Source organism: Winogradskya humida, assembly GCF_016862215.1.
Classification (GTDB): Bacteria; Actinomycetota; Actinomycetes; order Mycobacteriales; family Micromonosporaceae; genus Actinoplanes; species Actinoplanes humidus.
Genome location: NZ_BOMN01000041.1, coordinates 1 through 12,197, shown reverse-complemented (window position 1 = coordinate 12,197; position 12,197 = coordinate 1). Strand labels below are relative to the sequence as shown.

General features: G+C 69.0%; 12 protein-coding genes. 4 read left to right on the top strand and 8 right to left on the bottom strand.

From position 1 onward, the window contains the following. Positions 1–10: 10 nt before the first annotated feature. The 3 genes from Ahu01nite_RS17360 to Ahu01nite_RS17350 form a co-directional block, all read right to left on the bottom strand. Positions 11–916: a carbohydrate ABC transporter permease gene (locus tag Ahu01nite_RS17360; RefSeq protein WP_239158913.1), complete on the bottom strand. Its 906-nt coding sequence runs from the start codon at positions 914–916 to the stop codon at positions 11–13. Further along, complete coding sequence (locus Ahu01nite_RS17355) at positions 913–2,235, bottom strand: carbohydrate ABC transporter substrate-binding protein (RefSeq protein ID WP_203837576.1); 1,323 nt, start codon at positions 2,233–2,235, stop codon at positions 913–915. Before Ahu01nite_RS17355 ends, Ahu01nite_RS17360 begins: the two co-directional genes overlap by 4 nt. A gap of 132 nt (positions 2,236–2,367) precedes the next feature. Further along, complete coding sequence (locus Ahu01nite_RS17350; protein WP_239158912.1) at positions 2,368–3,345, bottom strand: LacI family DNA-binding transcriptional regulator; 978 nt, start codon at positions 3,343–3,345, stop codon at positions 2,368–2,370. 117 nt (positions 3,346–3,462) lie between these two features. Here Ahu01nite_RS17350 and Ahu01nite_RS17345 point away from each other — a divergent pair, with 117 nt between their 5' ends. Beyond that, the gene (locus tag Ahu01nite_RS17345; RefSeq protein ID WP_203837574.1) at positions 3,463–5,244 is read left to right on the top strand and encodes a glycoside hydrolase family 35 protein; all 1,782 of its coding nucleotides are present in this window, start codon (positions 3,463–3,465) and stop codon (positions 5,242–5,244) included. Positions 5,245–5,308: 64 nt separating this feature from the next. Here the strand turns inward: Ahu01nite_RS17345 and Ahu01nite_RS17340 are convergent, their stop codons facing one another. Continuing rightward, complete coding sequence (locus tag Ahu01nite_RS17340) at positions 5,309–5,644, bottom strand: hypothetical protein (RefSeq protein WP_203837573.1); 336 nt, start codon at positions 5,642–5,644, stop codon at positions 5,309–5,311. Further along, complete coding sequence (locus tag Ahu01nite_RS17335; protein WP_203837572.1) at positions 5,641–7,116, bottom strand: amidase; 1,476 nt, start codon at positions 7,114–7,116, stop codon at positions 5,641–5,643. Before Ahu01nite_RS17335 ends, Ahu01nite_RS17340 begins: the two co-directional genes overlap by 4 nt. 175 nt (positions 7,117–7,291) lie before the next feature. Between Ahu01nite_RS17335 and Ahu01nite_RS17330 the strand changes: the two genes are divergently transcribed. Then, the gene (locus tag Ahu01nite_RS17330) at positions 7,292–8,182 is read left to right on the top strand and encodes an alpha/beta fold hydrolase (protein WP_239158911.1); all 891 of its coding nucleotides are present in this window, start codon (positions 7,292–7,294) and stop codon (positions 8,180–8,182) included. Here the strand turns inward: Ahu01nite_RS17330 and Ahu01nite_RS17325 are convergent. Further along, positions 8,154–8,924 carry an NAD(P)H-binding protein gene (locus tag Ahu01nite_RS17325; RefSeq protein WP_203837571.1) on the bottom strand — a complete coding sequence of 257 codons (771 nt, stop codon included), beginning with the start codon at positions 8,922–8,924 and terminating at the stop codon, positions 8,154–8,156. The genes Ahu01nite_RS17330 and Ahu01nite_RS17325 overlap by 29 nt on opposite strands. 69 nt (positions 8,925–8,993) lie before the next feature. Here Ahu01nite_RS17325 and Ahu01nite_RS17320 point away from each other — a divergent pair, with 69 nt between their 5' ends. Continuing rightward, a complete protein-coding gene (locus Ahu01nite_RS17320; RefSeq protein WP_203837570.1) occupies positions 8,994–9,605 on the top strand; it encodes a helix-turn-helix transcriptional regulator in 612 nt (203 codons plus the stop codon). Here the strand turns inward: Ahu01nite_RS17320 and Ahu01nite_RS17315 are convergent, their stop codons facing one another. Together Ahu01nite_RS17315 and Ahu01nite_RS17310 are read right to left on the bottom strand one after the other, a co-directional pair. Continuing rightward, positions 9,606–10,829: an RNA polymerase sigma factor gene (locus Ahu01nite_RS17315; RefSeq protein WP_203837827.1), complete on the bottom strand. Its 1,224-nt coding sequence runs from the start codon at positions 10,827–10,829 to the stop codon at positions 9,606–9,608. It abuts the gene before it with no gap. Continuing rightward, positions 10,820–11,143, bottom strand: a complete 324-nt coding sequence (locus tag Ahu01nite_RS17310; RefSeq protein WP_203837826.1) for a YciI family protein — start codon at positions 11,141–11,143, stop codon at positions 10,820–10,822. The genes Ahu01nite_RS17315 and Ahu01nite_RS17310 overlap by 10 nt, the downstream gene beginning before the upstream one ends. A gap of 141 nt (positions 11,144–11,284) precedes the next feature. Between Ahu01nite_RS17310 and Ahu01nite_RS17305 the strand changes: the two genes are divergently transcribed. Next, on the top strand, positions 11,285–12,007 hold the full coding sequence (locus Ahu01nite_RS17305) for a HEAT repeat domain-containing protein (protein ID WP_203837569.1): 723 nt from the start codon (positions 11,285–11,287) through the stop codon (positions 12,005–12,007). Positions 12,008–12,197 lie beyond the last annotated feature (190 nt).

Below are 12,197 nucleotides of genomic sequence, written 5' to 3'. Positions count from 1 at the left end.
GTGCGTCCTTCTAGAACTGGAGGGGCTCACGCTTCGTCGCCCGGCTCACCAGCAGCGAGACGAGGAACGAGAAAGCGAAGATGACGACGCCGATGGCCATGCCGTAGCCGTACGACGAGTTCGTGTACGCCTGCTTGTACATGTAACTGAGCAGGACCTCCGAGGCGCCGTCCGGGCCGCCACCGGTCATCGCGCGGACCAGGACGAAGCTGAGGTTGACGGCGCTCATCACGAAGAACGTCAGCGTCGTGCGCAGGTGCTGCCAGATCAGCGGCAGGGTGATCGAGAAGAACTGCTTCCCGGCGGACGCGCCGTCGAGCGAGGAGGCCTCGTACAGCTCCTCGGGGATGCTCGACATGCTCGACATGTAGAGGACCATGTAGTAGCCGAGCGACTGCCAGACCATGGCGATCGCCACGGAGTAGAGCACGATCCGCTGGTCGCCGAGCCACACCTGCTGCAGCCCGTCCAGCGACAGCACCCGCAGAGCGCCGTTGAGCAGACCGTTCTCCTGGTCGTACACCGCGGAGAAGATGGCCGCGATGACGACGACGGAGAGCACGTTCGGCACGTACAGAACAAAGCGGTAGAGGTTGCGCCCGCTCAGTTTCTGCCGGGTCATGATCGCGGCGAGGAACAGGCCCATGCCCATCGTCACCACGGTCACGACCACCAGCAGCGCGACCGTGTTCTGGAACGCGCGGACGAACTGGTCGTCGTCGAGCAGCCGGCGGAAGTTGTCCAGCCCGACGAAGCGCATGTCCGGGGAGAAGCCGCTCCACGTATAGAGCGACATCCGGAACACGTTCACCGTCGGCACGATCATGAAGACCGCGAAGAGCACGAGTGCGGGCGCCAAGCAGGCAAGCACGAAGCCGCCGTTGCCGCGCTTGCGCCGCTTGGCCGCCGCTGTCAATTTCCGGCCTGGCGCAGCTTCTCGCTGGCCTCGTCGAGCGCGGTCTGCCACTGCGCCTCGGTCTTGTCACCGCTGATGACGCTGTTCGCGGTGTCGAAGAGCGTGCCCTTGATGTCGACGCCCTCGACGGGCGCGGTGCTGGCGAAACCGCCGACCAGCGCGGAGACCGCCGGGTCCTCGTACACCTTGTAGAAGTCGGCGTTCTCGCCGGTCAGCTTCGCGGCGATGCCCGCGATCGGCTGGATCGCGTTCGACTTGGCGAAGATCGCCGCGGCCTCGTCGGAGTAGAGGTACGCGATGAAGTCCTTCGCCGCGTCCTTGTGCCCGGCCGAGCTGGGGATCCACACCGACTCGACGGACGTGGTGATGTACCGCTTGCCACCCGCCGTGACCGCCGGCAACGGTGTCAGGCCCCACTGGAAGCCGGCGGCGCGGGGCGCGTCCTTCATCTCGCCGACGATCCAGGTGCCGTTCGGCATGAACAGTGCCTTGTTCTCGAGGATCGACTGCTGATTCTTGGTGAAGTCCTGCTCGTTGGCGTACCCGACGGTGGTCGGCGCGGCGTAACCCAGCAGCTTCGTGGTGATGTCGAGGACCTGCTTGGCCTGCGGGGTCTGCCACACGCCCTGCTTGTAGGTCATGACATCGGTGTAGAACTGCTCGCCGCCGACATCCGCGAGCAGCGCGAAGAAGTAGGAGTCGAGATAGCCCGCGGTCGGGTACGTGAACAGCGGCAGCCCCTGCGCCTTGGCCTGCTCACCGAGCGCGAACATCTCGTCCCAGGTCGCCGGGACCTTGAAGCCCTTCGACGCGAAGAGTCCCTTGTTGTAGAAGAGCCCGGTCGGCGAGTAGTACATCGGCATCAGGTACGTGTCACCGCCGCCGTACGGGTTGGTGTTGAGGTTGCCGACGATGCCCTCGGTGAGCTTGTCGCCGACGGTCTTCTCCTCGCCGGGCACCTTGGTGGACAGCAGCGGCGTGAGGTTCTCCAGCGCCTTGTCCTTGACCAGGGTCTCGGTCAGCGCGGCCTTGCGGCCCTGGCCGAGCACGACGACGTCGGGGAACTTCCCGGCCTTCATGTTCGGCGAGATCTCGTCCTCGATGCTCTTCGAGATCTGCAGCTGCACGTCGACGCCGGGATTCTTCGCCTTGTACGCGTCGATGACCTGCGTGTACATGTCGCGGCCGTAGCCACCTTCGAGCGCGGCGACCTTGAGGGTGGTCTTGCCGGAGTCCGGGCCGCCCCCGCCGCCCGAGCATCCGGCGACGAGCCCGAGCGCCGTGACCGCGGCACCCACCAGGACGAGTCTTCTACGCATCTGTCTATGTCCTTCCGGGGACAGGAGCCCACACCGATAGGCGTTGAGGGGTCCGGTCGCGCCGGACGATGTTACGGTGGCATCGATAACATGATCACGCAAGAGGTGTTACGAAAATTGAACATCGGCTGATCAGTGCGAGCGCGGCGCGGCGGTCGATGCGCGTACTGACAGTGACGCCGGCACCACGGAGGCGTTGGCTCCGTCGGGGTCCAGCAGCAACTCGACCGCGGCCTGCCCGGAACGGTAGAAATCCTGCCGCACGGTGGTCAGCGGCGGCGAACAGTACGCGGCCAGCGCGATGTCGTCGACGCTGACGATGGAGACATCCTCGGGCACCGAGCGGCCCCGCTCCCGCAGCGCGCGAATGATCCCGAAGGCCATCTCGTCGCTGGCCGCGAACACCGCCGTGACGTCCGGGATCATCGCGATGATCTGCCCCTGGCGGTACCCGGAATCCGGCGACCAGTCGCCCTCCAGCGCCGGTGGCGCGTCGATCCCCGCCGCGGCCAGGCACTCCTGCCAGCCCTGCAGCCGTTGCCGCGCCTCGATCCACTCGTCCGGGCCGGAGACGTGCCACACCTGCCGGTGGCCCAGGTCGAGCAGGTGCTGCGTGGCCAGGCGGCCCGCTTCCAGCTGGTCTATTCCCAGCACCCGGGCCCCGGCCGTACGCGAGCCGTCCAGCGTCACCGTCGGGATGTCCCGGGTGATGTCCTCCATCTTCTGCGTGACCGAGATGAGCGGGACGGCGATGATGATGCCGTCCACGCCCTGGTCTGCGAGCTTGGACAGGGCACGTTCCATCAGCCCGGTGTCGAGCCCGGCGATGGTCGCGATGTTGACCGCGTACCCGGCGTGCCCCGCCGCAGCCTCGACGCCGGCGGTCACCGCGGAGCGCGAGTAGTAGCCGCCGGACTGGAGCAGGACCAGCCCGATCGTGAAGCTGCGCCCGGAGGAGAGCACCCGGGCCGCGTTGTTGAGCCGGTATCCGAGCTGTTCCACGGCGTCGAGCACGCGCCGCCTGGTCTCCGGGTTGACGTTGGGGGAATCCCGCAGCGTCCGGGACACGGTCTGGGCCGACACCCCGGCGGTGCGTGCCACGTCAGCCATGCTCGGCTGCCTGACGGATCGCGCGACGGCCTCGGTCATAACGCTCCTTCGAACCTCTTTGAAGGGCAGAGCATACTGCCGTTGTTACACATGGCATCGATAACATAGGCTCGCGCCGTGATCGAACCACCCGCCCTCTCCTGGAACGAACGCCGGCTCTACCGCCACGGCGTGCCGCACCAGATCCTGTCCGGGGCCCTGCACTACTTCCGCGTCCATCCCCGGCTGTGGCGCGACCGGCTTCAGCGCCTGGGCGACCTCGGGCTCAACACGGTCGACACGTACGTGCCGTGGAACTTTCACCAGCCCCGCGAGGGCACCACCCCGCGCTTCGACGGCTGGCACGACCTCGAGGAGTTCATCCGCACCGCCGGGGACGAGGGCCTCGACGTGATCGTGCGGCCCGGGCCGTACATCTGCGCGGAATGGTCCAACGGCGGCCTGCCCAGCTGGCTCACCGGCCGTGACGTGGCGTTGCGCAGTTCAGACCCGGCGTTCACGGGCGCGGTCGCCCCCTGGTTCGACGACCTCATCCCCCGCATCGCCGGCTTGCAGGCCGCCGCCGGTGGGCCGGTCGTCGCGGTCCAGGTGGAGAACGAGTTCGGCAGCTACGGCGACGACCAGGCCTACGTACGCTGGAACCACACCGCCCTCGTCGAACGCGGCATCACCGAACTGCTCTTCACCGCGGACGGCCCCACCGACCTGATGCTCGACGGCGGCACGCTGCCCGGCACCCTCACCGCCGCGACCCTCGGCTCCAAGCCCGGCCCGGCCCGCGAACTGCTCGCCGGCCGCCGCCCGGACGAGCCGTTCGTCGTGGCCGAGTTCTGGAACGGCTGGTTCGACCACTGGGGCGAGAAACACCACGTCCGCGGTGTCGACAGCGCCGTCCGCACCCTCAGCGGCATCATCGAGGACGGCGGCAGCGTCAGCATCTACATGGCCCACGGCGGCACCAACTTCGGCCTCTGGGCGGGCGCCAACGACCAGGACGGCCGCCTGCAACCCACGGTCACCAGCTACGACTCCGACGCCCCGATCGCCGAGGACGGCTCCCTCACCCCGAAGTTCCACGCCATGCGCGCGGTCCTGGGCGCGACGGGCCCGCTGCGGGTATCGGCGCGCCTTCCGGTCCTGCCCGCCGCGCGGCTGCCGCTCGAACACCGCTCCGACCTGCTGGCCGGCCTGCGCGCCGTACCCGCGCCGACCACGAGTGGACCACGCCCGGCCAGCTTCGAACGGCTGGGGCTGGACGCGGGGATCGCGCTGCTCCGGGCGTACCCGAGAATTCCGACGGGTGACCACCAACTGACCGTGACGGACGTGCGGGACCGGGCTCTGGTCTTTGCCGACGACACGTTGCTGGGCACGGTCACCCCCACAAATCCCAGCCTGCGGGTACGCGGAAACGGCGCCATCGTCCGTCTTGAACTGCTCGTGGAGAACCTGGGCCGGGTCAACTACGGTCCGGCCCTCGGCGGCCACAAGGGAGTCCTCGGGCCGGTCCTGATCGACCGCCGCACAGTCCAGGGCTGGGAGTGCACGCCGGTCGCCCTGCAGGAGTGGTCTTCGGAGTCTCTGCGGAGCGCCCTTTCCGCAAGCCCGCCGACCACCGGCACGGGCTTCGCGGTCGCCACCTTCTCCGTCGATGAGCCGGCGGACACATTCCTCGCCCTGCCCGGCTCGGGACGCGGCCTGCTCTGGGTCAACGGCTTCCTGCTCGGCCGCTACTGGGACATCGGCCCGCAGCTCACCCTCTACTGCCCCGGCCCGCTGCTCCACCCCGGCTCCAACACGGTCACCATCCTGGAGCTGGAGAAACTCGGCGGCGTGCTGGAGCTGTGCGCCGAGCCCTCCCTCGGCCCGCCCGAGGAGTACATAGAGGAATTCGACTGAGCCCGGGTTCAGCCTGGGAGTTGATCACGGCAGGCAGGGCCTGGGTGTGGCCGCGACCCGACGCTCAGCCTTCCCCGACGACCAGGATCAGGTTGCCGGCGTGATCGCTGTACTGGGTGTTGATGGTGAGGCCGGCCTCACCGAAGCGGGCGGCCACGATGCCGAGGCTGCCCGGCAACTCCTGGTCGAGCCGCAGACTGACGACGTCGTGCACGCTGACCGGCCCGATCCCCGCGGCGTGCAGGGCATCCCGGGCCCGGTCGGCGTCCTCGACCAGAAAATGCGCGACACCCGCGAAGACACCGCCGCCCTCCAGGCTGACCCCGGCCGCGCCGAGCACCCGCCCGAACTCCCCCAGCGCCCCGGGCACATCCGCCAGCACCACCTCGATATCCCTCATGCCGGAGAGGCTATGGGCGCAACCTTTCGGTCTCCGCCGAACTCGCGGTCGAGCAGCTCGGCGAAGCGGATCGGGGTGTGGTCCTCGAAGAGCGGGCCGATCAGCTGGACACCGATGGGCAGTCCCTGCGCCGAGCGGGTGACAGGCACCGCGGTCGACGGGAGACCGGGTGCCGTCGCGATACCGCCCCACGCCAGCTGGTCGAGATGGTTGTGCTCCTCGCCGTCGATCGGGATCGTGCGCATCGTCATCGGCTCGCTGTGGTCGTGAAGGAAGGCCGGGGTCGAGAACACCGGCGCGACCACGATGTCGACATCGGTGAACAGCTCGCCCCACTGGGCCCGCTGGACGGCGCGGACGGTGTCGGCCGCGACCCAGTCGCGATGGCTCAGGACAACACCCCGCGCCCGCTCGGCGGACAGCGACGTGTCGGAGGGGTCGAGGGCGGCCGCGGCCGTGAGTGCGGCCGCGTAGACCTCGGGCGGGAAACCGGCTGCGATGCCCGACTGGAGCAGGCGCATGTAGGAGCGGGCGCCCTCAGCCAGATCGGGCAGGTGCGGGCTGTTCCGCCGGACCGTCACCCCAGCCGCCTCCAGCCGCGTGGCCAGGTCGTCGATCGCGGCGCGCACCTCGGACGAGACCGGGACGAGCGGATGCGCGTCCAGGATCAGGACCCGGAAAGAGCCCAGATCGTCGTGCCGCGCCGGGCGCAATGCCGTCCGGTAGGCGACGCCCAGGCCGGCCTCGTCGGGATCGGCGAGCAGCCGGACCATCATCGCGAGGTCGGCCGCGCCGCGGGCCATCGGTCCGATGACGCCCAGGTCGCCACCGAGGTCGGGCAGCGGCCGGGCGCCCGGGAACGTGTGCCCACGCAACGGGAGCAGGCCGATCGAGGGCTTGTGCGCGTACACCCCGGAGAAATGCGCCGGCACCCGCAACGAGCCACCGATGTCCGACCCCATCGACAGCGCCCCGAAACCGGCGGCGAGGGCGGCAGCCGACCCCCCGGACGAGCCACCCGGCGTACGCCCGAGGTCCCACGGATTGCTCGTCACGCCGTAGATCCCGTTGTAGGACTGGAAATCACCGAGCGCCAACGGCACATTCGTCTTGCCGAGGATCACCGCCCCGGCCGCCCTGAGGCGGGCAACCACGACCGCGTCAGCAGCCGCCACGTAATCCTTGAACCGCGGAAACCCCCACGTCGTCGGCAACCCCGCAACATCGATCGAGTCCTTGATGGTCATCGGTACGCCGAGCACGGCCCCCACCGCACCCCCGGCCCGCGCCGCGTCGGCCTCCCCCGCCGCCACAAGCGCCCGATCGAAGTCACGCACGCAAACCGCATTGATGTCACCGTCGAGCCGCTCGATCCGGGCGATCGCAGCGGTAGTGAGCTCAACCGCCGACACCTCGCCACCGTCCATCGCGGCCACCAACTCGGCCGCGGTCGAGTACGCGTAGTCACTCATGCCCTACACACTGCCCCACCACCCCGAATCCTCAGAACCCATTTCCGCGCCGTCGCAACCCGACGCAGAGTGAGACCGCCGGATATCACGTCCTCGCGCAAGGGTGAATGTTGCGCCCGACCGCGCTGAGCCGAAATCGGAGGCGTGGGCGGAGTGGTTGTGGCAGGGTCGCGGGGTGCCCGTAGCCCGCGTGTCCCAGGACGTTCAGATCGCCTATGAGACGTTCGGGAATCCTCGCGACCCCGCGCTGCTGCTCGTCATGGGGTTCGGAGCGCAGATGATCGCCTGGCACGGAGACCTGTGCCGGCTGCTCGCCGACCGCGGCCGCTACGTGATCAGGTACGACAACCGCGACTGCGGGCTGTCATCGAGGTGGGACCAGTACCCGGTCGATCTGGGGGCGTTCATCGCCGCGGTCAGCAGCGGTGATTTCCCTGCAGCTCAGAAGATGATTCCCTACACGCTCTCGGACATGGCTGCCGACGGGATCAACCTGCTCATGGCGCTGGAGATCGACCAGTCACACGTTGTCGGAGCCTCGATGGGCGGCATGATCGCTCAGCGGATGGCCATCGAGCATCCGTCCCGGGTCCTCACGCTGACCTCCATGATGTCGTCGACCGGCGAGCCCGGCGTCGGGCAGTCCACACCGCAGGCCCAGCAGGTCCTGTTCGCCCCGAGACCGGCCGACCGCGACGGCTACATCGCGGCCGCCGAACGCGACCTGGTGTGGGCATCGCGCCGCTACGCGGACGTCGGGGCGCTTCGGGAGTTGGCTGCGGCCGGCTACGACCGCGCGTACTACCCGGCCGGGATCGCTCGTCAGCTCGGCGCCATGATCCTGGACGGCTCCCGCGCCGAAGATCTAGCGAAACTGCAGGTCCCGACGCTGGTCATCCATGGATTGGACGACACCCTCATCGAGCCGAGCGGCGGCGAGCGGACGGCCAAGCTCATCCCCGGTGCGCGACTCATGCTGGTTCCCGACATGGGTCATGACCGCCCCAGACATCTCTGGGATGACCTGGTTACCGCCATTACCAACCATCGGCCCGCACAGAACTGAGCCAGTCCTCGTAGCTGCGTGGCGGGCGGCCCAGTACTTCCTCGACGTCGCCGGTGACCACGGCGTTGTGGCCGGCCCGGGTCCATGCCGCACCGAGCCGCCACTCCTCCACCTCCGGTTCCCACTCCCGGACGGTCAGGCTGCGGCCCAGGACCTTGCCGATCAACGCGGCCTGGTCGGGCACGCTCAAGGCCCGCGGCCCGGTCAGAGTCAAAATCCGGTGTTCGTACGTCGAAGAGCCCAGCACCACCGCCGCAACAGCAGCCACATCCCGCGGGTCGATCACCGCGCTCCCGGCGTCACCCGTCGCGTTCGGCACCTCGTCACGCCAGTGCGCCGAGTTGGACGCGAACACCGACGGCCGCAGGATCGTCCACCGGGTCCGTTCCCGCACGAGCTGCTCAGCCGCGAGATGCACCGCGCCGAGCACCGCAGAGCCGACCCGCGCCCCCGTCCCGATCGCGGAGAGCTTGACCACGCGCAGCCCGGCCGCCGTTTCGATCATCGCTGCGTCGTGGCGTACCGAAGATGATGCCGTCACCAGGAAAACAGCGTCCACACCGCGCACTGCCGCCTGCAACGAGCCCGGATCGTCGTAGTCCGCCTCCACGATCTCCAGCCCGGCCCGCGGTTCGATCCGCGCCCGGTCCCGGGTCATCGCGCGGACATCGTGGCCGTCGGCGAGCAGCAGCGGGACAAGATGGCGGCCGATCGTGCCGGTCGCGCCGGTTACCAGAATCATGGTGATGACGGTGTCAGCGTGGGGAGCGCGGGGTCTAGGAGGAATCGGCACACGCTCTACGGTGGAGGCATGTCGACCTGGTTCAGCGGTCCCGGCGTCATCCGGCACCATGTCCGCGGCACCACCGCCATGGAGCATCCCGACCCGGGCACGCTGCTCGTCTGGCCGGCCGACGCACCGGGCCCCGTGGTGATGGGTCCCCGCACGCGCGCCCGCTACTACTCGACCCGTGCCGACGCGGTGTGCCGGTCGTTGCGCTTCCGCCCCGGGGCCGCGGCGCAGTTCCTCGGCATCCCACTCAACGATCTCACCGACCGGATCGTCCCGCTGCGATCGCACGCCCCGGTCCTGCCGCCGCAGCAATCCCCGCTGGTGCAGAAGGCGACAGCGCTGCTGGAGAACGGCATGTCCGTCCAGGACACCGCCCGGCGTCTGCACCTCAGCGAACGCCACCTGCGCAACCTGTTCACAGCGGCGCTCGGCATGCCCCCACTGCGCTACCTCAGCCTGCGCCGCGTGAACACCGTCCTCGACCATCCAGAGCTGCCGCTGCCCGAGCTGGCAACCCTGGCCGGGTACTACGACCAGTCCCACATGACCGCCGAGTTCCGCCGCCTGGTCGGCACTCCCCCCGCCGCCTTCCGCGCCGGCAACTGGCCCGCCGCCGAACCCTGCGCGTAACTAGCCGAGCTGGTCGCGGCGGCGGGTGAGGTAGGCGGTCTCGGCGGTGTTGCCTGCCAGCTCGATGGCCTTGTCGTACGCCGCCCGGGACTCCTGGCTGCGGCCCAGCCGGCGGAGCAGGTCGGCGCGAGTGGCGTGGAAGGCGTGATAGTCGGCCAGCCGGGCTGCGAGCCGGTCGACGGTGGCCAGGGCGACGTCGGGGCCGTCCAGCTCCGCGACCGCGACGGCCCGGTTGAGGGTGACGATCGGTGACGGGTCGATTCTGACGAGCTGGTCGTAGAGGGCGACGACCTGGGACCAGTCGGTGTCGCGGACGTCGCGGGCCGAGGTGTGGACGGCGTTGATCGCGGCGAGGATCTGGTAGCGGCCCGGGGCGACCCGCGCGGCCAGGCGTTCGCGGACCAGCCGGTGGCCCTCGGCGATCAGGGCCGGGTCCCAGGCGCCGCGGTCCTGCTCGGCGAGGGTGACCAGTTCGCCGCCCGGGGAGACGCGGGCGGTGCGGCGGGCCTCGGTGAGCAGCATCAGCGCGAGCAGCCCGGCCGTCTCACCGTCGTCCGGCAGCAGGGCCCGGATCAGGCGGGTGAGCCGGATCGCCTCCGCGGTGAGGTCGTGGCGTACGGGATCCGTGTCGGGCCCGGTCGCCAGGTAGCCCTCGTTGAAGATGAGGAAGAGCACCGCCAGCACGCCCGAGACGCGGCCCGGGAGATCCTCCGCGGCCGGCACCCGGTACGGGATGCGCGCCGCCTTGATCTTCGATTTCGCGCGGGTGATCCGCTGGCCCATCGCGGTCTCCTGCACCAGGAAGGCGCGGGCGATCTCGGGCATGCTCAGCCCGCCGACCATGCGCAGCGTCAACGCGATGCGGGTCTCCATGGCGAGCGCCGGGTGGCAGCACGTGAAGATCAGCCGCAGCCGGTCGTCGTCGATGGCGCCGGTGGGCTCAGGCGGGTCGTCGTGGTCGAACACCTGAGCCTCCTTGTGCTTGTCGTCGCGTTTGCTCTCCCGACGGATCCGGTCGATGGCCTTGCGGTTCGCGGTGGTGGTCAGCCAGGCACCGGGATTCGGGGGTACGCCGTCGACCGGCCACCGTTCGACGGCGACCGCGAAGGCCTCGGCGGCGGCCTCCTCGGCGACGTCGAGGTCACCGAAGCGCCTGTTCAGGGCGGCAACGACCCGCGCCCACTCCTCGCGGTGAGCACGGGTGATCGCCGCGTCTAGTGAAATGGCCGGACCTCGAGCTTGCGGTTGCAGGCCTTCGACCCCTCGGTGGCGAGCTTGAGCGCCACGTCGAGGTCGGGCGCCTCCCAGATCCAGAGGCCGGCGATGTGCTCCTTCGACTCCACGAACGGGCCGTCGGTGAACACCGCCGCGTCGTTCCGGTTGTCGATGACCGTGGCCGAGCTGGGCGCCGCGAGACCGCCGGCGAAGACCCAGTAGCCCTCTTTCTGGAGCTTCTCGTTGAACACGTCGATCGCGGCCATCTCCTCCTCGGTGCCGGAGTTGGTCCTGTCGTCGATCACAGAAATCAGATACTGCATCTCGGCTCGTCTCCTTCACCCCGGGCCGCCCCTGCCGGGCGGCCTCTCACCCCTGCAACGAACACCTCAACCCCGATCCGACACCACCCGCCCAGAATTCTCTCGAAAACTTTCCGGCCGCACGGATAGCATCGCCGGACCATGGCCGGTCTCATGCATCTCACGCCGCAGCGCAACGCCGCCCGCGTCCTCCGCTCCGGGGTGGCGGCCCGCAGCCGCGGCCGCGGCGTCTACTGCATGGCCGTGCTGCCTTCCTTCACCCTCACCCATCAGTGGGTACGCGAACTGCGCCGCTGGCACCCCGGAGTGCTGGCCGCCGTCCACATCAGGATCCCCGACAACGAGATGGTCCTGGTCGGCCGCTACAACGCGGAACCGCAACGGGTCACGGCCGCCCAAGCAGTGGCCATCATCCGCGACCTCGCCGACCCCCGCGGTTACGAGATCTTCGTCCCCCGCGCCATCAAGGCCGGCGAGGTCCGCCACGTCCGCCAAGTCCCCCAGGGCCTCGGCTGGCGTTATCAGCCGAACGCCCATGGCACCCGGCCGTGCTCCTGCTGTATCCAGCGGGGCACGCCAGCTGCCGGCCGGGATCGCCGCCGCTACCCGTACGACTCGCCGCGGCCGACAAAACCCCAGCTCATGGCGAAGCTGCAGGTCGCGGAGACCGCCGAGGAAATCATCGACGTGCTGTGGGACCTGGGCGCGCGGTCCCGGGGCGACGCCGAGGAACTGGCCTACCTGGTCGACCACCCGGACGAGGAGGTCCGCGAGGTTCTCTACGAGGTCCTCAGTTCCTACCGCGGTCAGCTCGCGCGGGATCTGCGTGTGAAGCTCAGCGAATCAATTCCAACGCACCAATAGGGACGGTGCGTCAAAGTGTGACAATGGTCGCCCTCCACCCGCCACCATTTTTCAACCTACTAAATACTCACCATCTGCCATTCACGCCCCTATGATCTATCTCAACCCAGCAATGGCACGCCCACCCCTTCCGATCATGCGACTCCCTGAGAAGAATTAAGGGATGGAATACGCGCAGCTGGAAATTTTT

Bases quoted from the DNA above. Each gene is read 5' to 3' on its own strand.
- Ahu01nite_RS17355 (WP_203837576.1), bottom strand. From the start codon at position 2,235: ATGCGTAGAAGACTCGTCCTGGTGGGTGCCGCGGTCACGGCGCTCGGG.
- Ahu01nite_RS17350 (WP_239158912.1), bottom strand. From the start codon at position 3,345: ATGGCTGACGTGGCACGCACCGCCGGGGTGTCGGCCCAGACCGTGTCC.
- Ahu01nite_RS17340 (WP_203837573.1), bottom strand. From the start codon at position 5,644: ATGAGGGATATCGAGGTGGTGCTGGCGGATGTGCCCGGGGCGCTGGGG.
- Ahu01nite_RS17335 (WP_203837572.1), bottom strand. From the start codon at position 7,116: ATGAGTGACTACGCGTACTCGACCGCGGCCGAGTTGGTGGCCGCGATG.
- Ahu01nite_RS17325 (WP_203837571.1), bottom strand. From the start codon at position 8,924: ATGATTCTGGTAACCGGCGCGACCGGCACGATCGGCCGCCATCTTGTC.
- Ahu01nite_RS17320 (WP_203837570.1), top strand. From the start codon at position 8,994: ATGTCGACCTGGTTCAGCGGTCCCGGCGTCATCCGGCACCATGTCCGC.
- Ahu01nite_RS17310 (WP_203837826.1), bottom strand. From the start codon at position 11,143: ATGCAGTATCTGATTTCTGTGATCGACGACAGGACCAACTCCGGCACC.
- Ahu01nite_RS17305 (WP_203837569.1), top strand. From the start codon at position 11,285: ATGGCCGGTCTCATGCATCTCACGCCGCAGCGCAACGCCGCCCGCGTC.